This is a genomic window from Enterobacter vonholyi (assembly GCF_008364555.1).
In the GTDB taxonomy this organism is placed as follows: Bacteria; Pseudomonadota; Gammaproteobacteria; order Enterobacterales; family Enterobacteriaceae; genus Enterobacter; species Enterobacter vonholyi.
In genome coordinates this window covers 66,378-89,025 of sequence record NZ_VTUC01000007.1, presented here as the reverse complement: position 1 = coordinate 89,025, position 22,648 = coordinate 66,378, and the positions used below count along the sequence as shown (strand labels likewise).

Annotated in this window: 17 protein-coding genes; 11 read left to right on the top strand and 6 right to left on the bottom strand. The window is 57.2% G+C overall.

Annotated elements, in window-relative coordinates; all coding sequences use genetic code 11:
- Positions 1–234: 234 nt before the first annotated feature.
- Positions 235–1,284, bottom strand: a complete 1,050-nt coding sequence (locus F0319_RS13325; protein ID WP_023309517.1) for an AI-2E family transporter — start codon at positions 1,282–1,284, stop codon at positions 235–237.
- Between the two features lie 145 nt (positions 1,285–1,429).
- Here F0319_RS13325 and F0319_RS13320 point away from each other — a divergent pair, with 145 nt between their 5' ends.
- Positions 1,430–2,647, top strand: a complete 1,218-nt coding sequence (locus F0319_RS13320) for an MFS transporter (protein WP_111963748.1) — start codon at positions 1,430–1,432, stop codon at positions 2,645–2,647.
- Between the two features lie 4 nt (positions 2,648–2,651).
- Here F0319_RS13320 and F0319_RS13315 read toward each other — a convergent pair whose 3' ends face one another.
- Together F0319_RS13315 and F0319_RS13310 are read right to left on the bottom strand one after the other, a co-directional pair.
- Positions 2,652–3,209, bottom strand: a complete 558-nt coding sequence (locus tag F0319_RS13315; protein ID WP_111963749.1) for a DcrB family lipoprotein — start codon at positions 3,207–3,209, stop codon at positions 2,652–2,654.
- Between the two features lie 72 nt (positions 3,210–3,281).
- On the bottom strand, positions 3,282–3,947 hold the full coding sequence (locus F0319_RS13310; RefSeq protein ID WP_149367161.1) for a 7-cyano-7-deazaguanine/7-aminomethyl-7-deazaguanine transporter: 666 nt from the start codon (positions 3,945–3,947) through the stop codon (positions 3,282–3,284).
- Between the two features lie 167 nt (positions 3,948–4,114).
- Here F0319_RS13310 and tusA point away from each other — a divergent pair, with 167 nt between their 5' ends.
- A complete protein-coding gene (tusA, locus tag F0319_RS13305) occupies positions 4,115–4,357 on the top strand; it encodes a sulfurtransferase TusA (protein ID WP_017693840.1) in 243 nt (80 codons plus the stop codon).
- A gap of 102 nt (positions 4,358–4,459) precedes the next feature.
- Here the strand turns inward: tusA and yhgN are convergent, their stop codons facing one another.
- The gene (yhgN, locus tag F0319_RS13300) at positions 4,460–5,053 is read right to left on the bottom strand and encodes an NAAT family transporter YhgN (protein ID WP_003861574.1); all 594 of its coding nucleotides are present in this window, start codon (positions 5,051–5,053) and stop codon (positions 4,460–4,462) included.
- A gap of 179 nt (positions 5,054–5,232) precedes the next feature.
- Here yhgN and asd point away from each other — a divergent pair, with 179 nt between their 5' ends.
- The 6 genes from asd (at position 5,233) to glgP (ending at position 15,954) form a co-directional block, all read left to right on the top strand.
- Positions 5,233–6,336, top strand: coding sequence for an aspartate-semialdehyde dehydrogenase (gene asd, locus F0319_RS13295; RefSeq protein WP_033146834.1), 1,104 nt, complete (start codon positions 5,233–5,235; stop codon positions 6,334–6,336).
- 249 nt (positions 6,337–6,585) lie between these two features.
- Positions 6,586–8,772 (top strand): 1,4-alpha-glucan branching enzyme, encoded by a 2,187-nt coding sequence (glgB, locus tag F0319_RS13290; RefSeq protein ID WP_149367160.1) that lies wholly within the window; start codon positions 6,586–6,588, stop codon positions 8,770–8,772.
- Positions 8,769–10,742 carry a glycogen debranching protein GlgX gene (gene glgX, locus F0319_RS13285; protein WP_149367159.1) on the top strand — a complete coding sequence of 658 codons (1,974 nt, stop codon included), beginning with the start codon at positions 8,769–8,771 and terminating at the stop codon, positions 10,740–10,742. Before glgB ends, glgX begins: the two co-directional genes overlap by 4 nt.
- A gap of 17 nt (positions 10,743–10,759) precedes the next feature.
- Entirely contained in the window at positions 10,760–12,055 is a 1,296-nt protein-coding gene (gene glgC, locus F0319_RS13280) for a glucose-1-phosphate adenylyltransferase (RefSeq protein ID WP_008503066.1), read from the top strand.
- Entirely contained in the window at positions 12,055–13,488 is a 1,434-nt protein-coding gene (gene glgA, locus F0319_RS13275) for a glycogen synthase GlgA (RefSeq protein WP_008503065.1), read from the top strand. The genes glgC and glgA overlap by 1 nt, the downstream gene beginning before the upstream one ends.
- 18 nt (positions 13,489–13,506) lie before the next feature.
- A complete protein-coding gene (gene glgP, locus F0319_RS13270) occupies positions 13,507–15,954 on the top strand; it encodes a glycogen phosphorylase (RefSeq protein WP_149367158.1) in 2,448 nt (815 codons plus the stop codon).
- Positions 15,955–16,049: 95 nt separating this feature from the next.
- On the opposite strand, the gene glpD is transcribed toward glgP, so the two are convergent.
- On the bottom strand, positions 16,050–17,558 hold the full coding sequence (gene glpD, locus F0319_RS13265; RefSeq protein WP_111963753.1) for a glycerol-3-phosphate dehydrogenase: 1,509 nt from the start codon (positions 17,556–17,558) through the stop codon (positions 16,050–16,052).
- A gap of 188 nt (positions 17,559–17,746) precedes the next feature.
- On the opposite strand from glpD, the gene glpE reads away from it, so the two are divergent.
- From glpE to F0319_RS13250, 3 genes are read left to right on the top strand one after another with little or no spacing between them, the layout of a single operon-like run.
- The gene (gene glpE, locus F0319_RS13260) at positions 17,747–18,079 is read left to right on the top strand and encodes a thiosulfate sulfurtransferase GlpE (RefSeq protein ID WP_008503062.1); all 333 of its coding nucleotides are present in this window, start codon (positions 17,747–17,749) and stop codon (positions 18,077–18,079) included.
- Between the two features lie 47 nt (positions 18,080–18,126).
- Complete coding sequence (glpG, locus tag F0319_RS13255) at positions 18,127–18,957, top strand: rhomboid family intramembrane serine protease GlpG (protein ID WP_111963755.1); 831 nt, start codon at positions 18,127–18,129, stop codon at positions 18,955–18,957.
- A 16-nt stretch (positions 18,958–18,973) separates the two neighbouring features.
- Positions 18,974–19,732 carry a DeoR/GlpR family transcriptional regulator gene (locus tag F0319_RS13250; protein WP_008503060.1) on the top strand — a complete coding sequence of 253 codons (759 nt, stop codon included), beginning with the start codon at positions 18,974–18,976 and terminating at the stop codon, positions 19,730–19,732.
- A 61-nt stretch (positions 19,733–19,793) separates the two neighbouring features.
- On the opposite strand, the gene malT is transcribed toward F0319_RS13250, so the two are convergent.
- Complete coding sequence (gene malT / locus F0319_RS13245) at positions 19,794–22,499, bottom strand: HTH-type transcriptional regulator MalT (RefSeq protein WP_008503059.1); 2,706 nt, start codon at positions 22,497–22,499, stop codon at positions 19,794–19,796.
- Positions 22,500–22,648: the final 149 nt, after the last annotated feature.

The window sequence follows — 22,648 nt, the reverse complement described above, 5'->3', positions numbered from 1 at the left end:
AATGTTTGCATTACGATGAAGCGAAGACGGAAATAATAACATGGAAAGTAAGTAACTATTTCATTTTTTATAATTTGCGTTAAATCATAAATTGCGTTTGAGCGTAATGCGCACGACGTAAATAAAACAGGGTGAATATCGCCTTAACGCAAATAAAATACCGCGACGGATTAAGGACGCGGTAATTTACGGTGTATTACTGATGGTTTAAACCTACCTGTACAGGTAGGTCGGTTATCCGGGTAATCGGCTTTTCGGCCTCCCCGGACCGAGCAGGATCGCCAGCTTGCTGCCGCCTTTGGTGGTTTCCATCCAGATTTTACATACGCTGGTCAGGGGGACCGACAGCAGCATACCGACCGGGCCCAGCAGCCATCCCCAAATCAGTAAGGATAAAAATACCACCAGCGTCGACATGCCCAGACGGTGTCCCATCATGCGCGGTTCAAGAATATTGCCCAGCACCATATGCACGACGAGGAACAGCGCGCCGACCAGCATGCATTCGTAGAAACCGTTGAACAGAAACGCCTGAATCATCGGCGGTACGGCGGAAAGCACCGCGCCAATATTCGGCACGTAGTTCAGCAGAAATGCCAGCACGCCCCACATCAGCGCGAACTGCACGTCCATCAGCATCAGCCCCAGCCAGACAATGACCCCGGTCCAGACGCTCAGAAGCGTTTTCAGCGCCAGATATTTTGAGACGCCCTTCAGTGCCCGGTGTAATCCGGCAATGTGAATTTGTGGGTTGTTCAGTGCAAAGCGCAGCTTATAGGGAACGTGGCGGACTTCGAACAGCATAAACACTACCGTCATGACCAGCAGCAGAATGCTGGCCATCGCGCCGGAAAGCCCCGTCATCAACGTGGTGGCGTAGGTCATGACCTTCTCGGAGTCCATTCTGCGCAGCATCCGTTCGGGTGAAATATGCAGATTAAGAAAGGGTACCATCTCCTGCAGCGCGACAATCTTACGCGTCAGCTCTTTGTTGTACTGTGGCAGCATGGTGGAGAATTCGCTCAGCGATGCCGCCAGTACGCCGAAGAGCGCCGTCAGGCCAATCAGCATAACAATAACCACAATGGTGATGGCTACCGGGCGGCTGACGCCCCGACGTAAAAACCAGGTGACCAGAGGATTAAGCACAATGGCAAAAAAGAGCGCCAGCAGGAGCTGAACAATAATGTCGGCGGCAGCATGAATACCCGCAAGGATAACCACCAGACAGGCGAGTTTTAATAAGATGTGAAGTCCAGCTTTGTCGGACGGGTTAGCGATCATGCGTGTTCCTTAATATGATGACCCGATAAGTGTAGTGCCCGGGCTTCGCTTCGTCTGGAGCCGTTAATCTGAAAGTCGGTGCTGATTTTCTTATTGCGCCGTGGTAATAGTGAAACACGGTTGTAAAAAATCCAGGTAAAACTCCATGCCCGAACCTGCCGCTGAACCGGCACTGAGCGGATTGCGCCTCAATCTGCGCATCGTTTCCGTTGTGATTTTCAACTTTGCCAGCTATCTGACCATTGGCCTGCCGCTGGCGGTCCTGCCGGGCTATGTCCATGACGTGATGGGCTTCAGCGCCTTCTGGGCGGGGCTGGTCATCAGCCTGCAGTATTTCGCCACGCTTCTGAGTCGCCCCCATGCCGGGCGCTACGCGGACCTGTTCGGTCCAAAAAGCATTGTGGTGGTGGGTTTATGCGGCTGTTTCCTCAGTGGTCTGAGCTACCTGCTGGCTGCCGCAACCAGCCACTGGCCGCTGGTCAGCCTGGCGCTGCTCTGCCTGGGCCGCGTCATTCTTGGCATCGGGCAAAGCCTGGCGGGAACCGGCTCGACGCTCTGGGGCGTGGGGGTGGTAGGTGCGCCGCACATTGGCCGGGTGATCTCCTGGAACGGGATTGTCACCTACGGGGCAATGGCGCTCGGGGCGCCGCTCGGCGTGGCCTGCTATGCGCTTGGCGGGCTGTATGGGCTGTCTATCACCATTATGGCGGTCGCGCTGCTGGCAATTCTCTTTGCGCTGCCGCGTCCGAAAGTAAAGGCCAGCAAAGGCAAGCCGCTGCCGTTTCGGGCGGTGCTGGGGCGCGTCTGGCCGTACGGCATGGCCCTGGCGCTGGCAACCACCGGCTTTGGCGTAATTGCGACCTTCATCACCCTGTTTTACGACGCCAAAGGCTGGGACGGCGCGGCCTTTGCGTTAACCCTGTTTAGCTGTGCGTTTGTAGGTGCCCGCCTGCTTTTCCCTAACGGCATCAACCGTCTCGGCGGGCTGAATGTGGCGATGATCTGCTTTGCGATAGAGATTGTCGGGCTGCTGCTGACCGGAATTGCGATGGTGCCGTGGGTCGCCAAAGTGGGCGTGTTCCTCGCGGGGGCTGGCTTTTCCCTGGTCTTCCCGGCGCTGGGCGTGGTGGCGGTAAAAGCCGTGCCGCAGCAGAATCAGGGGGCGGCGCTGGCGACCTATACGGTATTCATGGATATGTCTTTAGGCATTACCGGCCCGCTGGCGGGGCTGGTGATGGCCTGGGCAGGCGTGCCGGTGATCTATCTTGCCGCGGCGGGTCTGGTTGTTATTGCGCTTCTGCTGACGTGGCGACTAAAAAAATGGCCCCCGGTGCAGGCACCGGAGGCCACGTCATCGTCGTGAGGCGTTACTGGATCACGATGGTGTTAATGATGTTTTCAGCGGCTGTCTGCGCTTTCTGCTGATCTTCCGCTGGCAGGGTGATCTGCAGGGTCAGCAGTTTGTTATCGACCTTGCCCAGCACGACAGAGGAGTAAGCGGTCTGGCCTTTTGCGGAGATGATGCTATCGAGCTGCTGCAGCTTATGGCCTTTCAGCTCGATGGATTTATTGGTCACGACCTGAAGCTGTGGGTCGCGTCCGCGCTGCTGATCTTCAAGACGTTTGGACAGGACGGCCAGGTCTTCGCTGGTGTCGTCGCCCACAATCACAATGACCGCTTTCTGCCCGGTTGCGTCGGAGTAAACGTGCATGTTGTTCGCCTGGGTGCCCAGCTTGCCGCTCTGGTCAGTCATATCGGCTGGCAGAGAGAAACTGAGTTTGCCATCCATCAGATTCACCGGCTGGCCGGTCGCATTGCTTTCTGCGGATGTGCCCTGAGCAGGCGTTTTCGTGTCGCTGTTATCACAGGCTGCAAGACCCACAACCAGCAGGCCAATCCCGACATATTTAACCAGATTGCGCATTGACTTCTTCCTTTCGATAAACGGCCATAACGGCTCATTCGCTCATCTTATCACAACTGATAAAGCGAACCCTTAACCAGCCTGCAATGCTGTGATTTCAGATTTATCTGCCAGCCTTTTCAGCAGCATATTGAGCAGCACGCCGTACATCGGCAGGAAGAAAACAATGCTGATGAGGACCTTGAAGCAGTAGTCCACCAGCGCGATTTCCATCCAGTGCTCGGCCATGAACGCATCCGGGCTGCGCCAGAAGGCGATGAAGAAGAAGGCCAGCGTATCGCTCACGTTACCGAACAGCGTGGAGGCGGTTGGCGCCATCCACCAGCGATGATTCTGACGCAGGCGGTTAAACACATGCACGTCGAGGATCTGCCCCAGCGCGTAGGCCATAAAGCTTGCCGCGGCGATACGGGCAACGAACAGGTTGAAGTGGGTTAACGCCTCAAAGCCCTGCCAGCTTCCCATATAAAACAGAGACGAAATCACGTACGAGATGAACAGCGCCGGGAGCATGACCGAAAAAATAATACGGCGAGCCAGCGGTGCGCCAAAAATACGCACGGTCAAATCCGTCGCGAGGAAAATAAACGGGAAACTAAACGCGCCCCAGGTGGTATGGAAACCAAAGATGGAGATCGGGAGCTGCACCAGATAGTTGCTGGAGGTGATCACCAGCAAATGGAAAATCGAAAGCCAGAACAACGCTTTTACGCGCTGAGATTCAGAAAACTGCGTCATATTGTGACCTTTTTATACGTTGGGGTGAGGGAACCCAATAAAAACCGCAGCATGATACTGCTTTGTCAGGACATTGCAATGGTTAGTTTTTACGCAATCGTTAACCTGGTTTGCATTGATCGCAACCGGGCGTAAACTACAGCCGTTTTTATCAGACCGAGAAGATCATGACCGACCTGTTTTCCAGCCCAGACCACACTCTTGATGCCCAGGGCCTTCGCTGCCCGGAACCGGTAATGATGGTACGTAAAACCGTGCGCAACATGCAGACCGGTGAAACGCTGCTGATCGTTGCCGACGACCCGGCCACCACGCGCGATATTCCCGGTTTTTGTACCTTTATGGAGCATGAGCTGGTGGCACAGCAGACGGAAACGCTGCCGTACCGGTATTTGATTCGTAAGGGTTAAGTTTTGTAGGCCGGGTAAGGCGAAGCCGCCACCCGGCAAAAATACGGCCTCTGCGGCCTGATGCCCTCACCCCGCCCCTCTCCCACAGGGAGAGGGAGAACGTCATCCTTTCATCCACGCCCGGATCCCATCCAGGAACATCTGCGTTGCCATCATTACCAGAATCAGCCCCATCAGGCGCTCCAGCGCGTTTACCCCTTTCTCACCCAGCAGGCGCAGGAACAGGGATGACTGCAGCAGGATAATAAACGTTCCGCCCCAGGCAATCAGCAGGGCAATCACCAGATGGCTCATCTGGTTCGGATACTGGTGCGACAGCAGCATCAGCGTGGCCAGAATGGTCGGCCCGGCAACGAGGGGAATAGCCAGCGGCACAATAAACGGCTCTTCACCCGCAGGCAGGCCGCTGCTGCTGCCTTCCGCGCTCGGGAAAATCATCTTAATCGCAATCAGGAAAAGAATAATCCCGCCGGAAATCGACACGGTTTCGGCGCGCAGGTTCAGGAATGCGAGGATTTTTTCACCCGCAAACAGGAAGATAAACATCACCAGCAGGGCGATGAGCAGCTCGCGGATCATGATCGCACGGCGGCGCTTCGGTTCGGTGTGCTTCAGCACCGACATGAAGATCGGCAGGTTACCCAGTGGATCCATAATCAGGATCAATAAAACCGCCGCGGAAATGATTTCACTCATCTTTAAATTATCCCTGATACTTAGTAGTGTTATTTCGATGATTAGCGCTTTTTCTGATTGCCGGGCAATCATCGATTAATTTCGCTTGCGACTTTGGCAGCATTTTGTAATGTGAAGCATATCCCAGTTCAATACTGGCTTGCACAATCAGCACACACCCTCAGCAGGAAAAAAATGCTATGAAAAACGTTGGTTTTATCGGCTGGCGCGGTATGGTCGGCTCTGTACTCATGCAACGCATGGTTGAAGAGCGCGATTTCGACGCTATCCGCCCGGTCTTCTTCTCCACTTCCCAGCTCGGCCAGGCTGCTCCGTCCTTTGGTGGTACCACAGGCACGTTGCAGGATGCTTACGATCTGGAAGCGCTGAAGGCACTCGACATTATTGTGACGTGCCAGGGCGGCGATTATACCAACGAAATCTATCCAAAGCTGCGTGAAAGCGGCTGGCAGGGCTACTGGATTGACGCGGCTTCTTCGCTGCGCATGAAAGACGATGCCATCATTATTCTCGACCCGGTGAACCAGGGCGTGATCACCGATGGCCTGAACAACGGCGTAAAAACCTTTGTTGGCGGCAACTGCACCGTCAGCCTGATGCTGATGTCCCTCGGCGGCCTGTTCGCTCAGGATCTGGTGGAGTGGGTCTCCGTGGCGACCTACCAGGCCGCGTCCGGCGGTGGCGCGCGCCATATGCGCGAGCTGCTGACCCAGATGGGCCAGCTGCACCAGAGCGTTGCGACCGAGCTGGCAAACCCGGCATCCGCTATTCTGGATATCGAGCGTAAGGTCACCCAACTGACCCGCAGCGGTGAGCTGCCGGTGGATAACTTTGGCGTACCGCTGGCCGGCGGTCTGATACCGTGGATCGACAAACAGCTGGATAACGGCCAGACCCGCGAAGAGTGGAAGGGCCAGGCTGAGACCAACAAAATCCTCGCGACCGCGAACACCATTCCGGTTGACGGACTGTGCGTGCGTATCGGCGCGCTGCGCTGCCACAGCCAGGCCTTCACCATTAAACTGAAAAAAGATGTGTCTATTCCGACCGTGGAAGAACTGCTGGCCGCGCACAACCCGTGGGCTAAAGTGGTGCCAAACGATCGCGATATCACCATGCGCGAGCTGACCCCGGCTGCCGTTACCGGCACGCTGACCACGCCGGTTGGCCGTCTGCGCAAGCTGAACATGGGGCCGGAGTATCTCTCCGCGTTCACCGTCGGCGACCAGCTCCTGTGGGGTGCCGCCGAGCCGCTGCGCCGCATGCTGCGCCAGCTGGCGTAATAATTTGTTAACTACCGGGGGTGATTTTCACCCCTTTTTTTTGCGTACTACATGGAGTAACACGCGTATGTCTTATTTTTTATCAGGAGTCATCTAGAGCGTTGGCTATGCTTTAAGGAAGAGTCATTTCTTACCTGAGGTTCGAACGGAGCAGAATGGATGCACATTTTTGTGCTGTCCCGTTCAGGTCACATTAAAAGTCGTCCCGGAGCGCTTAAAAAGGACGACATAAAAAACAGGATGAATACCATGTCCGATCGTGTGGATAGAGACGTGATTAATGCGCTTATTGCGGGTCATTTCGCTGACCCCTTTTCTGTGCTTGGGATGCATCGTACTGAGGCGGGTCTGGAAGTTCGGGCGCTATTACCGGATGCCACAGAAGTCTGGGTGATTGAACCCAAAACTGGCCGCAAGGTCGGTAATCTTGAATGCCTCGATTCGCGTGGCTTCTTCTCGGGCGTAATGCCCCGTCGTAAAAACCCTTTTCGCTATCAGCTCGCCGTTCTCTGGCACGGTCAGCAAAACCTGATTGACGATCCTTACAGCTTTGGTCCGCTCTTAAAAGAGATGGACGCCTGGCTGCTCTCCGAAGGGACGCATCTTCGACCTTATGAAACGCTGGGTGCCCATGCCGATACCATGGACGGCATTACCGGCACGCGGTTCTCCGTATGGGCGCCTAACGCCCAGCGCGTCTCCGTTGTCGGCCAGTTCAACTACTGGGATGGCCGCCGCCACCCGATGCGCCTGCGCCGGGAAACCGGCATCTGGGAGCTTTTTATCCCCGGGGCGCACCCCGGGCAGCTTTATAAATTCGAGATGATCGACGCCAACGGCAAGCTACGCATTAAAGCCGACCCGTATGCCTTCGAAGCGCAGATGCGCCCGGATACCGCGTCGCTGATTTGCGGCCTGCCGGAGAAGGTCGTCCAGACGGAAGAGCGTAAACAGGCCAACCGCTTTGATGCGCCGATCTCCGTCTATGAAGTTCATCTCGGCTCCTGGCGCCGCCACACCGATAACAACTTCTGGCTGAGCTACCGGGAGCTTGCCGACCAGCTGGTGCCGTACGCCAAATGGATGGGCTTTACTCATCTTGAGCTGCTGCCGGTCAATGAACACCCGTTCGACGGCAGCTGGGGCTATCAGCCCACCGGGCTGTATGCGCCAACGCGCCGCTTTGGCACGCGCGACGACTTCCGCTATTTCATTGATGCCGCGCACGCCGCCGGGCTGAACGTCATCCTCGACTGGGTGCCGGGCCATTTCCCTGCGGATGATTTCGCGCTGGCAGAATTTGACGGCACGAAGCTGTACGAGCATAGCGATCCGCGCGAAGGCTATCACCAGGACTGGAACACGCTGATCTACAACTACGGTCGTCGTGAGGTCGCCAACTATCTGGTCGGGAATGCCCTGTACTGGATCGAGCGGTTTGGTATTGATGCCCTGCGCGTCGATGCGGTGGCGTCGATGATCTACCGCGACTACAGCCGCAAAGAGGGGGAGTGGATCCCGAACGAGTTTGGCGGCCGTGAAAACCTGGAAGCCATTGAGTTCCTGCGCAATACCAACCGCATTATCGGCGAGCAGGTGGACGGTGCCGTGACCATGGCGGAAGAATCCACCGACTTTGCGGGCGTCTCCCGTCCGCCGTCATTGGGCGGCCTGGGGTTCTGGTATAAGTGGAACCTGGGCTGGATGCACGACACGCTCGACTACATGAAGCTGGACCCGGTTCACCGTAAGTATCATCACGATAAGCTGACGTTCGGGATGCTCTACAACTACACCGAAAACTTCATGCTGCCGCTGTCGCACGATGAGGTGGTACACGGTAAAAAATCGATTCTCGACCGCATGCCTGGCGACGCGTGGCAGAAGTTTGCCAACCTGCGCGCCTATTACGGCTGGATGTTTGCCTTCCCGGGTAAGAAACTGCTGTTCATGGGCAATGAGTTCGCCCAGGGACGCGAGTGGAACCACGACGCCAGCCTCGACTGGCATCTGCTGGAAGGCGGCGACAACTGGCACCACGGGGTGCAGCGTCTGGTGCGCGATCTGAACCTGACCTATCGCCACCACAAAGCGCTGCACGAGCTCGACTTCGATCCGTACGGCTTTGAATGGCTGGTGGTGGACGACCATGAGCGCTCGGTGTTTGTCTTTGTGCGACGTGACAAAGCGGGTAACGAGATCATCGTCGCCAGCAACTTCACCCCGGTGCCGCGCGAACACTACCGCTTCGGCATTAACCAGCCGGGAAAATGGCGTGAAATTCTGAATACCGATTCGATGCACTACCACGGCAGCAACGCCGGTAACGGCGGGCTGGTACAGAGTGACGCCATAGAAAGCCACGGGCGACCCAACTCCCTGAGCCTGACGCTGCCGCCGCTTGGCACCATCTGGCTGATGCGGGAGGGCGAATGACGCAGCTTACGGCAGGTAAACCCGAACCGCTCGGGGCGCGTTTTGACGGAAAGGGTGTCAATTTCACCCTCTTTTCCGCTCACGCCGAGCGGGTAGAACTGTGCGTGTTTGACGGGGAAGGTAACGAGCACCGTTACGATTTACCCGCGCGCACGGGGGATACCTGGCACGGCTACCTGGCCGGAGGACGGCCAGGCATGCACTATGGCTTTCGCGTACACGGTCCGTGGGATCCGGCGCAGGGTCACTGGTTTAACCCGGCGAAGCTGCTGATTGATCCGTGCGCGCACCGGGTGGACGGTGAGTTTAAAGATGACCCTCTGTTCCACGTAGGCTACGGCGAGCCCGACCACCGCGACAGCGCGCCCGTCGCGCCTAAAAGCGTGGTGGTGAACGATCTTTATGACTGGGAAGACGATGCCCCGCCGCACACGCCGTGGGGCAATACCGTCATTTATGAAGCCCACGTTAAAGGGCTGACGTACCTGCACCCGTCGATCCCCAAAGAGATGCGCGGCACCTATAAGGCACTCGGGCATCCCACCATGATCGCCTACCTGAAACATCTCGGTATCACCGCCCTGGAACTGCTTCCCGTTGCCCATTTTGCCAGCGAGCCGCGTCTGCAGCGGCTGGGGCTCAGCAACTACTGGGGCTACAACCCGCTGGCGATGTTCGCGCTCGAACCGCGCTATGCCGTCCTTCCGGAAAAAGCGCGGGACGAGTTCCGCGATGCGGTGAAGGCTCTCCACGCGGCGGGCATTGAGGTCATTCTGGACGTGGTGCTCAACCACAGTGCAGAAAGCGATCTCGACGGTCCGACGCTCTCCATGCGCGGAATTGATAACCGTAGCTATTATTGGATCAGGCAGGATGGCGATTATGAGAACTGGACCGGCTGCGGTAACACGCTCAACCTCAGCCATCCGGCGGTCACGCATTTTGCGTATGAATGCCTGAAATACTGGATTGAGACGTTCCACGTCGACGGTTTTCGTTTCGACCTGGCGCCCGTGATGGGGCGCACGCCGGCGTTCAGCCGGCAGGCTCCGCTGTTCGAGGCGATAAAAAACTGTCCGGTGCTCTCGCAGGTGAAGCTCATTGCCGAGCCGTGGGACATTGGCGAAGGCGGTTATCAGGTCGGGAATTTCCCGCCGCTGTTTGCCGAGTGGAACGATCACTACCGCGACGCCGTACGCCGCTTCTGGCTGGAACGCAATCTGTCGCTGGGGGAATTTGCCGGGCGCTTTGCCGCGTCGAGCGATCTTTTTAAGCGCGACGGCAAACGTCCGTCGGCCACCGTCAACCTGTTGACGGCGCACGACGGTTTTACGCTCAGGGACTGCGTTTGTTTCAATCAGAAACACAATGAGGCGAACGGCGAAGAGAATCGCGATGGCACTAACAATAACCATAGCTTTAATCATGGTATAGAAGGGTTAGGCGGAAGTCTGGATGTGATAGAGCGGCGACGCGCCAGCGTTCATGCGCTGCTGACAACGCTTTTACTGTCGCAGGGCACGCCGATGCTGCTGGCAGGCGATGAGCATGGTCACAGCCAGCACGGTAATAACAATGCGTATTGCCAGGACAACACCTTAACCTGGCTCGACTGGGGGGAAGCCAACAGCGGGCTGATTCATTTCACCGCTGCGCTGATCCATCTTCGCCAGCAGATCCCCGCGCTGACCGCCAACAGCTGGTGGGAAGAGGGTGACGGCAACGTTCGCTGGCTGAATAAAGACGCGCAACCTTTAAGCGCGCAAGAGTGGCAACACGGCGTACCACGCCTGCAAATCCTGCTGTCGGATAAATGGCTGGTCACGCTGAACGCGACGGATGACGTCGCAGAGATTGTTTTACCTGACGGGGAGTGGCGCGCCGTTCCCCCCTTTGCCGGAGCGGATAATCCGGTAGTAATGGCTGTCTGGCACGGGCCTGCGCACGGAGTGTGCGTATTCCAAAGATGATAAAAAAGGAGTTAGTCATGGTTAGATTAGAGAAGAACGATCCCTTAATGTTGGCACGCCAGCTACCATTAAAAACGGTTGCCCTGATCCTTGCGGGTGGGCGTGGTACCCGTCTGAAAGATTTGACCATCAAGCGCGCCAAACCGGCTGTTCACTTTGGTGGTAAGTTCCGCATCATCGACTTTGCGCTCTCCAACTGCCTGAACTCGGGCATTCGCCGCATCGGCGTCATTACGCAGTATCAGTCGCACACGCTGGTTCAGCATATCCAGCGCGGCTGGTCATTCTTCAGCGAAGAGATGAACGAGTTTGTCGATCTCCTTCCTGCTCAGCAGCGCGTTCACGGCGAGAATTGGTACCGCGGTACGGCGGATGCGGTGACCCAGAACCTCGACATCATTCGTCGCTATAACGCGGAATACATCGTGATCCTCGCCGGGGACCACATCTACAAGCAAGATTACTCCCACATGCTGATCGACCACGTCGAAAAAGGGGCGCGCTGCACCGTGGCGTGTCTGCCTGTGCCCGTTGCCGAAGCGACGGCGTTTGGCGTCATGCACGTGGATGCCGACGACAAAATTATCGACTTCGTTGAAAAACCGGCGAATCCGCCAACCATGCCGGGCGATGACACCAAATCGCTCGCCAGCATGGGGATCTATGTCTTTGACGCAGATTATCTTTATGAGCTGCTGGAAGAAGACGACAAAGACGAAAACTCCAGCCACGACTTCGGTAAAGACATCATTCCGAAAATCACGAAAGCTGGCATGGCGTATGCACATCCATTCCCGCTGTCCTGCGTACAGTCCGATCCGAATGCGGAACCCTACTGGCGCGATGTGGGTACGCTGGAAGCCTACTGGAAAGCGAACCTCGATCTGGCATCGGTCACGCCTGAACTGGATATGTATGACCAGAACTGGCCGATTCGTACCCATATGGAGTCGCTACCGCCGGCCAAATTCGTGCAGGACCGCTCCGGCAGCCACGGTATGACGCTGAACTCGCTGGTGTCCGGCGGGTGCATTATCTCCGGTTCGGTCGTGGTGCAGTCGGTGTTGTTCCCGCGCGTGCGGATAAATTCATTCTGTAATATCGATTCGGCAGTCTTGTTGCCGGATGTCTGGGTAGGGCGCTCGTGTCGTCTGCGTCGTTGCGTGATCGACCGTGCCTGCGTCATCCCTGAAGGGATGGTTATTGGGGAGAATGCGGAAGAAGACGCGCGTCGTTTCTACCGTTCGGAAGAGGGGATCGTGTTAGTCACACGGGAAATGTTGCGGAAGCTGCAGATCAAACAGGAGCGATGATGCAGGTTTTACACGTATGTTCTGAGATGTTCCCGTTATTAAAAACGGGCGGACTGGCAGATGTGCTTGGCGCATTACCGGCGGCGCAAATCGCCGGAGGCGTGGATACCCGAGTCCTGCTGCCCGCCTTTCCGGATATCCGGCGCGGTATACCCGATGCAAAAGTGGTGACCCGCCGTGAAACGTTTGCCGGACGCATTACCCTGCTGTTTGGACATTACAATGGCGTAGGGATTTACCTGATCGACGCGCCGCACTTATACGATCGCCCGGGCAGCCCGTATCACGATACGAACCTGTTCGCCTACACCGACAACGTGCTGCGCTTTGCGCTGCTCGGCTGGGTCGGCGCCGAAATGGCGACGGGGCTGGATCCGTTCTGGCGTCCGGATGTGGTGCACGCGCACGACTGGCACGCCGGGCTTGCCCCGGCGTATCTCGCCGCGCGCGGCCACCCGGCGAAATCGGTCTTTACCGTGCATAACCTGGCGTATCAGGGGATGTACTACGCCCATCACATGAATGACATCGATCTGCCATGGTCGTTCTTTAACATGCACGGTCTGGAGTTTAACGGGCAGATCTCGTTCCTGAAGGCGGGTCTGTATTACGCCGATCACATCACGGCGGTGAGCCCAACCTACGCGCGTGAGATCACCCAGCCGGCGTTTGGCTATGGCATGGAAGGGTTGCTGCAGCAGCGCCATCGCGAAGGCCGCCTGTCGGGCATTCTGAACGGCGTGGATGAACAGATCTGGAGCCCGGAAACCGATCTCCTGCTGGCGGCGCGCTATGGCCGTGATTCCGTTGAAGACAAAGCGGAAAACAAACGCCAGCTGCAGATTGCGATGGGCCTGAAGGTTAACGATAAAGTGCCGCTGTTCGCCGTCGTGAGCCGCCTGACCAGCCAGAAAGGGCTGGATCTGGTGCTGGAGGCGCTGCCCGGTTTACTGGAGCAGGGCGGACAGCTGGCGCTGCTCGGCGCGGGCGACCCGGTGCTGCAGGAAGGTTTCCTTGCCGCCGCCGCGGAACACCCGGGACAGGTAGGCGTGCAGATTGGCTACCACGAGGCGTTCTCTCACCGAATTATGGGCGGCGCGGACGTCATTCTGGTGCCAAGCCGTTTCGAACCCTGCGGCCTGACGCAGCTTTATGGTCTGAAATACGGCACGCTGCCGCTGGTGCGCCGCACGGGCGGACTGGCGGATACCGTATCCGACAGCTCTCTGGAAAATCTGGCGGACGGTATCGCCAGCGGATTTGTCTTTGAGGACAGTAATGCCTGGTCGCTGCTTCGGGCGATTCGGCGTGCTTTCGTCTTGTGGTCCCGTCCATCACTCTGGCGTTACGTTCAGCGTCAGGCGATGTCCATGGACTTTAGCTGGCACGTCGCGGCGCAGTCATACCGCGATCTCTATCAACGCTTGATGTAACGAGGCGAAGTTACTGATATGAACGCTCCATTTAGCTACTCTTCACCCACGCTCAGCGTTGAGGCGTTAAAGCACTCCATCGCCTACAAGCTGATGTTCACCATCGGGAAAGATCCGGTTATTGCCAACAAGCACGAGTGGCTGAACGCCACCCTGTTTGCCGTGCGTGACCGCTTAGTTGAACGCTGGCTGCGCTCAAACCGCGCCCAGCTCTCGCAGGAGACGCGTCAGGTTTACTACCTGTCGATGGAATTTTTGATTGGCCGCACGCTGTCCAACGCGCTGCTGTCGCTCGGTATTTATGACGATGTCAAAACCGCACTCGAAGAGATGGGGTTAGATTTAGAAGAACTGATCGACGAAGAGAACGACCCGGGCCTCGGCAACGGCGGTCTGGGGCGTCTCGCCGCCTGCTTCCTCGACTCGCTGGCGACGCTGGCGCTGCCGGGCCGCGGCTACGGTATTCGCTACGACTACGGTATGTTCAAACAGAACATCGTCGACGGGCGTCAGAAAGAGTCGCCGGACTACTGGCTGGAGTACGGCAACCCGTGGGAGTTCAAGCGCCACAACACGCGCTACAAGGTGCGCTTTGGCGGGCGTATCCAGCAGGAAGGGAAAAAATCCCGCTGGGTGGAAACGGAAGAGATCCTGGCCGTGGCCTACGACCAGATTATCCCCGGCTACGACACCGACGCCACCAACACGCTGCGCCTGTGGAGTGCCCAGGCCAGTAGCGAAATTAACCTCGGGAAATTTAACCAGGGTGACTACTTCGCGGCGGTGGAGGATAAAAACCACTCCGAGAACGTGTCCCGCGTGCTGTACCCGGATGACTCGACCTACTCGGGTCGCGAGCTGCGCCTGCGTCAGGAGTATTTCCTCGTTTCGGCGACCATTCAGGACATCCTCAGCCGCCACCATCAGTTGCACAAAACCTACGCCAACCTGGCGGAGAAAACCGCGATCCACCTTAATGACACCCACCCGGTGCTCTCTATTCCGGAGCTGATGCGCCTGCTGATCGACGAGCATAAGTTCAGCTGGGATGACGCCTTTGAGGTGACCTGTCAGGTATTCTCCTACACCAACCACACGCTGATGAGCGAAGCGCTGGAGACGTGGCCGGTGGACATGCTCGGCAAAATCCTGCCGCGCCATCTGCAGATTATCTTTGAGATTAACGACTACTTCCTCAAGACGCTGCAGGAGCAGTACCCGAACGATACCGGCCTGCTGAGCCGCGCGTCCATCATTGATGAGTCGAACGGTCGTCGCGTGCGCATGGCCTGGCTGGCGGTTGTCATCAGCCACAAGGTCAACGGCGTGTCCGAGCTCCACTCGAATCTGATGGTGCAGTCGCTGTTTGCGGACTTCGCGAAGATCTTCCCGACGCGGTTCTGCAACGTGACCAACGGCGTCACGCCGCGCCGCTGGCTGGCGCTGGCCAACCAGCCGCTCTCTGAGGTACTGGACGAGAATATCGGCCGCACCTGGCGTACCGATTTGAGCCAGCTGAGCGAGCTGGAACAGCATATTGATTTCCCGACGGTGAACAAAGCCGTGCGCGAAGCCAAGCTGCTGAACAAAAAGCGTCTGGCGGTCTGGCTGGCGATGCACCTCTACGTGGTCGCAAACCCGAAAGCGCTGTTTGACGTTCAGATCAAACGCATCCATGAATACAAGCGTCAGCTGATGAACGTGCTGCACGTGATCACCCATTACAACCGCATCAAGGCCGATCCGACGGCTGAATGGGTGCCGCGCGTGAAGATCTTCGCCGGTAAGGCGGCTTCCGCCTACTACATGGCGAAGCACATTATTCATCTCATCAACGACGTGGCGAAGGTGGTTAACCAGGATCCGGACATTGGCGACAAGCTGAAGGTGGTGTTCATTCCGAACTACAGCGTCAGCCTGGCGCAGCTAATCATCCCGGCGGCGGATCTCTCTGAACAGATTTCCACGGCGGGAACGGAGGCATCCGGTACCAGTAACATGAAGTTTGCCCTCAACGGCGCGCTGACCATCGGCACGCTGGACGGGGCGAACGTCGAGATGCTGGAGCACGTGGGCGATGAGAATATCTTTATCTTCGGTAATACGACGGAAGAGGTGGAGGCGCTGCGCAGGAAAGGCTACTCGCCGCGTCAATATTACGAAGAGGATGAAGAGTTGCGTCAGGTGCTGACGCAGATCGCGACCGGCGTGTTTAGCCCTGATGAACCTAGCCGCTACCGCGATCTGGTGGATTCGCTGATTAACTTTGGCGATCACTACCAGGTGCTGGCGGATTATCGCAGCTACGTGGACTGTCAGGATAAGGTGGACGAACTTTATCGCCAGCCGGAGAAGTGGACCAGCGCCGCGATGTACAACATCGCCAATATGGGCTATTTCTCGTCAGACAGGACCATCAAGGAGTATGCCGAGACGATCTGGCATATTGATCCGGTGAGGCTATAAAAGCAAAACGGCAACCTCGGTTGCCGTTTTTAGTGTTTGTTCCCTCTCCCTGTGGGAGAGGGGCAGGGTGAGGGCATCAGTCCGCACCAGTCGTATTACGATGCCAGCGACAGCTCACGCTTCCCCACATTTTGCAGTAACCACTGCGCCACGCGAGACTGCTGCTCGGCGTTGAGCCACATCCCTTCTTTGGTACGACGCCAGATAGCATCGTCCAGACGACGCACCCACTCGTGCTCAACCAGGTAACGCAGTTCGGCTTCGTACAGCTCGTGGCCGAAATGCTCGCCCAGATCCGCAATGTCCTTCGCATCGCCCAGAATCAGCTCGGTATTACTGCCGTAGGTGCGGGCATAGTGGCGCGCCATTCCTTCGGTGATGAACGGGAACCGACGGCGCAGCTTCGCGGCGTAATCATCGCGGTTATCGCCGATATCACCGCCGGGCAATACCGCGCCCTTGGTCCATGCCGGGCCAATGCCTTTATAGTACGGCGCCAGTTTTTCCAGCGCGTGCTCGGCCAGCTTGCGGTAGGTGGTGAGCTTACCGCCAAACACGGAAAGCAGCGGCGCCTGACCGTCAACGTCGTGAATATCGAGCGTATAGTCGCGGGTAATGGCCTGCGGTGAGTCAGACTCGTCATCGCACAGCGGACGCACGCCGGAGTAGGTCCATACAACGTCGTCGCGCGACAGCTGTTTCTTAAAGTGCGCGTTATACACTTTGAGCAGGTAGTTCACTTCGCTCTCGTCGATCTCGACGTTCTTCGGATCGCCTTTGTACTCCACGTCGGTGGTACCGATGATCGAAAACTCGTCCATCCACGGGATCACAAACACGATGCGCTTGTCTTCGTTCTGCAGGATGTAAGCCTGCTTCTGGGTATGCACGCGCGGCACCACAATGTGGCTGCCCTTGATCAGGCGAATGCCGTATGGAGAAGGCAGATGCATGCCGTCGTCGAAGAACTGCTTCACCCACGGGCCGGTAGCGTTCACCAGGCCGCGCGCTTTCCAGCTGAATTTCTCGCCGGTATCAATGTCTTCCGCTTCCACAATCCACAGGCCATTTTCACGACGGGCAGCGGTTGCGCGGGTGCGGGTTTTCACCTCGCCACCTTTCTTCTCAACCATCTGCGCATTCGCCAGTACCAGGCGGGCATCATCCACCCAGCAGTCGGAATATTCGAATCCGCGCACGATTTCCGGCTTAAGGACCGATTCTGAGCCAAAACGCAACCCTTTCGAACCCGGGAGGCTGGTGCGTTTACCCAGATGATCGTACATAAACAGACCGATTCGGATCATCCACGCCGGACGCAGATGCGGGCGATGGGGCAGCCGGAAGCGCATCGGAATCGCCAGATGCGGGGCCATTTTCAGCAGCACTTCACGTTCGGCCAGTGCTTCACTGACCAGGCGGAATTCGTAGTGTTCCAGGTAGCGCAGGCCACCGTGAATCAGTTTGGAGCTGGCGGACGACGTCGCGCAGGCGAGATCGTTAGCTTCCAGCATCAGTACGGACAAACCGCGTCCTGCGGCATCGACCGCAATACCGGCACCGTTGATGCCACCGCCTATCACAATCAGATCTTTGGTTTCCATAACACCCTCATGCACTTTCGTTAAAGCTCAGAAATGTTCGATATCGCTCATAATAGCAAAGGAACGCGCTTTTGGTAACATCAAAAAAACAATTTAGAGTGATATGGATAACATAATGGCGTTTACCCGCCGCCAGGACGTACACTACGGGGTAAAATCTTGTCGTTGACCACTGTAAAGAGAACACCATGGATCAGTTTGAATGTATTAACGTAGAAGAAGCCCACCAGAAGATGCACCAGGGAAAAGCGGTGCTGGTGGACATCCGCGATCCGCAGAGTTTTGCGATGGGCCATACGCCGGGCGCGTTCCATCTCACCAACGACACGCTGGGCGCGTTTATGCGCGATAACGACTTCGACACGCCGGTGATGGTCATGTGCTACCACGGCAACAGCAGCAAAGGCGCGGCGCAGTATCTGCTTCAGCAGGGTTACGACGCGGTTTACAGCGTCGACGGCGGTTTCGATGCCTGGCATCGTCATTTCCCGGCGGAAGTGGAATACGCTTTTGAGCGCTGATCCCGCTATACTGTCCTCTTTTGTGTGGAAATAAGCGACCGCTGCCCATGTTGATGATCACCTCTTTTACTAACCCGCGTGTCGCCCAGGCGTTTGTCGACTATATGGCGACGCAGGGTGTTATTCTGACTATTCAACAACATACGCAGACCGACGTCTGGCTGGCCGATGAGAGCCAGGCCGGACGGGTAAACGAGGAGCTGGCGCGTTTTCTTGAGAACCCTGGCGACCCGCGCTATCTGGCGGCCAGCTGGCAGTCCGGCCAGACCGGCAGCGGATTGCACTACAGCCGCTTTCCTTTCCTCGCCACCATTCGCGAGCGCGCGGGCCCGTTTACGCTGCTGCTGATGGCGGCCTGCATCATCGTCTTCATTATCATGAACGTGGTCGGCGACCAGAGCGTAATGATTGCCCTGGCGTGGCCCTATGACCCGTCTCTTGAGTTTGACGTCTGGCGCTACTTTAGCCACGCGCTGATGCATTTCTCGGTGATGCATATCCTCTTTAACCTGCTCTGGTGGTGGTATCTCGGCGGTGCCGTTGAAAAGCGTCTGGGCAGCGGCAAGCTGATCGTTATCACCATCATCAGCGCGCTGTTGAGCGGCTACGTACAGCACAAGTTCAGCGGGCCGTGGTTCGGCGGGCTGTCGGGTGTCGTATATGCCCTGATGGGCTACGTCTGGCTTCGCGGGGAGCGCGATCCGCAAAGCGGCATCTATCTGCAACGCGGATTGATAACCTTTGCGTTAATATGGCTAATTGCCGGATGGTTTGATCTGTTTGGTATGTCTATCGCCAACGGTGCGCACGTCGCCGGGCTGGCCGTGGGGCTGGCGATGGCCTTTGCCGACACGCTCCATGCGCGAAAACGAACATAATTCTCAGGGATAATTGATGAAACAAACACAACGTCATGACGCCATTATCGAACTGGTAAAAAAACAGGGATACGTCAGCACCGAAGAGCTGGTGGAGCAGTTTGCCGTCAGCCCACAAACCATCCGTCGTGACCTGAACGACCTGGCCGATCAGAACCGTATTCTTCGCCACCACGGCGGCGCGGCGCTGCCGTCCAGCTCGGTCAACACCTCCTGGCATGACCGTAAAGCCACGCAGACGGCAGAGAAAGAGCGCATTGCCCGCAAGGTCGCCAGCCAGATCCCGAACGGCGCGACGCTGTTTATTGATATCGGCACCACGCCGGAAGCGGTCGCCCATGCGCTGCTGGATCACGAGAACCTGCGCGTGGTCACCAACAACCTGAACGTGGCCAATACCCTGATGCAGAAAGACGACTTCCGCATCATCCTCGCGGGCGGCGAGCTGCGCAGCCGCGACGGCGGAATTATCGGCGAAGCCACCCTCGACTTTATCTCGCAGTTCCGCCTCGACTTCGGCATTCTGGGGATAAGCGGTATCGACAGCGACGGCTCGCTGCTGGAGTTTGATTACCACGAGGTGCGCACCAAGCGCGCGATTATTGAAAATTCACGCCACGTGATGCTGGTGGTGGATCATTCCAAGTTTGGCCGTAACGCGATGGTGAACATGGGCAGCATCAGCATGGTGGATGCGGTCTATACCGACGTGATGCCGCCGGCGGGCGTGATGCAGGTAATTAAAGATAATAATTTGCAGTTAGAGTTGTGTTGAAAAGCCGTTCTCCCTCTCCCTGTGGGAGAGGGCCGGGGTGAGGGCGTCAGGCCGCACAAACCTAAACGCCGTACCCCATCATCTTCAACAGCTGCTGTGCATGCTGTACCGCATCCTGACGATGCGCCACGCCCAGCTTCTGATACAGATTGCGGATATGCGTTTTGATGGTGGTCGCCGCCACCGCAAGCTCACCGGCAATCTGCTCGTTGCTGTAGCCTGAATAAATCAGCCCCAGAACCTGCCATTCGCGCTGGGTGAGCGGGCTGGTGCGGATAAGTTCCGGCACTTCCGGGTGGTTCAGCAGACGTTCAACAAAGTTCTCATCGAAATGCGCGAACTTGTGCCGATGATGCTGGTTAATCTCGCGCAGAATGCGCTGGGCGCGATGCTGATCAAGCTCAGGCAGCGTGTTGAGCTGAATCAGCTGGCGCAGCTGCTGCGCCATCACTTCCCCTTCAATTACAAAGTGGCTGATAAACCCGGTGCGGTTAGCCAGCTGCAGCGCTTCCAGAAGCACGCGCTGGGCATCATTTTTACGACCCGCCTGCCAGTAAAGCTGGTTTTGCAGCAGCAGGTTGCGGTTCAGGTCGCTCATCAGGCGCAGGCTGCGCGCGTTCTCGTTCAGCTCCTCCAGCACAATCTCAGCGGGCTCTAATTCACCTAGCAGGATCTGCGCGCGGGCAATATTGCGCCACTGGCTCTGCAGGAAGTGGTTGTTGGCAAATTCCGGTTTTGGCGTCTGGCGCAGCCAGTTGGCGGCGGATTTTTTATCGCCGGTCATCTGCCAGTAAATCACCCGGACCTTGTCGGCGTTTGACACCCAGTCGCTATGATACTGGCCGTTGCCGAGCAGGTTTTCCAGGCGGTTAAGATGGTTGCGGGCGTTGTCGAGATCGCCGCGCGCCAGCGAGCACTGCACCAGCAGCGCCAGGCACTGCAGCTGCTGCTGAGGCTGGAAGCTGGAAAGAACATCCACACCCTGACGGGCGCAGCTTTCCGCTTCATCCAGACGCGACCATGCCCACAGCAGCTGGGCGCGAATACGCAACAGGAACTCGTGCATCGGCAGCTGTTCCAGATGTTGTTCACGAATCAGCTGGAACGCTTTTTCCTGGTTTTCCCAGGCGGCCTGCAGGAACCCCTGCGCGAATAAAATCTCGCTCTGTTGGATCAGGCTCCACAGGGCGTAATGCCAGACATCATGACGACGCGCCATCTGTTCGGTTTGCTGCATCAGTGAAAGTGAACGCGTGAGGTCGCCTTTGCAGTGCAGCACTTCGCCGTGCACGGAGGTCGCCACGATGCGGCTGTAGAAGTTGGCCAGCGGCAGTTCATCCAGCGCGACCATCGCCAGCCGTTCAGCTTCGTCCGGGTCGCCATCGTTAATCGCCACCTGAGCGCGCAGCGCGTTGAACTCGCCGTGCAGGGTGGTATCCATTTCGCTTTCCATCTCCTGCTCGGCGCGCGCCAGCAGGGTGTTCACTTCGCTGTAGCGATGCTGGCTCTGCATCAGCCAGGCCTGCAGCAGCACCAGACGCGGGTTCTCCAGCAGGCTTTCCCACGGCAGGGCTTTGAGGGATTCTTCCAGCAGCGTCAGCTCGCTGTGGTTAAACAGGCCCCACGCATGATTGAGGAGAATATCGCGCAGCATGCTGGCATCACCGGCGGCCAGCGCGTGGTGGATGGCTTCGCTCGGGAAGCCTTGCGCCATCCAGCTTTCGGCAGCGGCGCGGTGGATCTCCGGCAGTTCAACCGCCAGCTCCCACTGACAGCGCTGGCGCAGGAAGCTACCAAACAGCGGATGATAGCTAAACCACTCGCCCGGATCGTCCATGCGCGTCAGGAAAAGGCCCTGACGTTCAATCTCTTCGAGCTGCAGCTGGCCGTTTTCACAGCCCGTCACCCGCACGATGAGCGCATCGTTCATGGAGCGCAGCAGAGAGCTTTTCAGCAGGAAATTACGCGTTGAGGGATCGACGCTGTCCAGCACCTCATCCACGAGATAGTCAGAAAGGTGGCTGGCGTTGATGCCCGCCAGGCGCCGCGCAGACTGATGTGCCGGACTGTTGTTTTGCCGGGCAGAGAGCGCGATGAGCTGCAGCGCCGTGGCCCAGCCGGCAACGTCATCACACAGACGGCTGCTTTCGGCGGCCTCAATCGGTGAGTTCAGGCGGCAGTCAAAGAACTGTTTCGCTTCCTGGTGGGTAAAGGCCAGCTGCTGGCTGCCCACTTCCAGGAGCTGATCGCGCACGCGCAGGTTGGCAATACCCAGCTGCGGCAGGTTGCGTGACAACACGACTAAGGTCAGGTTTTCCGGCTGATGGCGCAGGAAGAAACGCATCGATTCATGAATTACCGGGTTAGTGATGAGATGGTAATCATCTATCACCACGTAAAGCGGGCGATGCCATTCGGCCAGTTCGATAAACAGCTGAGAGAAAAGGGAGGACAGGCTTGCGTACTGGCGCTTTTGCACCATCACCTCACTGGCGACGCAGTGTCCATGGGTTGCTTGCTGTATGGCGGCAATCAGATAGCTGGCAAAACGCTCTTGCTGGTTATCGCCCTCGTCGAGGGAATACCAGCCAAGATCGCTCTTACCCGCGGCCCATTGCGAAATGAGCGTTGTTTTTCCATAACCTGCAGGGCTCGTAACCAGCGCCAGTCGGAAATTATGCGCGCCGGAAAGTTTAGCCAACAGACGCTCGCGGACCACTGTATGGTCAAGGCGAACCGGGCGACTTAATTTAGACGGAATCAACATAGGTTTCACTTCACTGTGGGGAACGAGAGATTTTATTTTTTTTGCGCTTCGTAATTAATAGGATATAAGGTCGAACAGAAAGAGAACTATTGCAAGTTATGTCTGGGTTTTGTGGCTCTGAATTTGCACTCTGTCACAAAACATTCAGG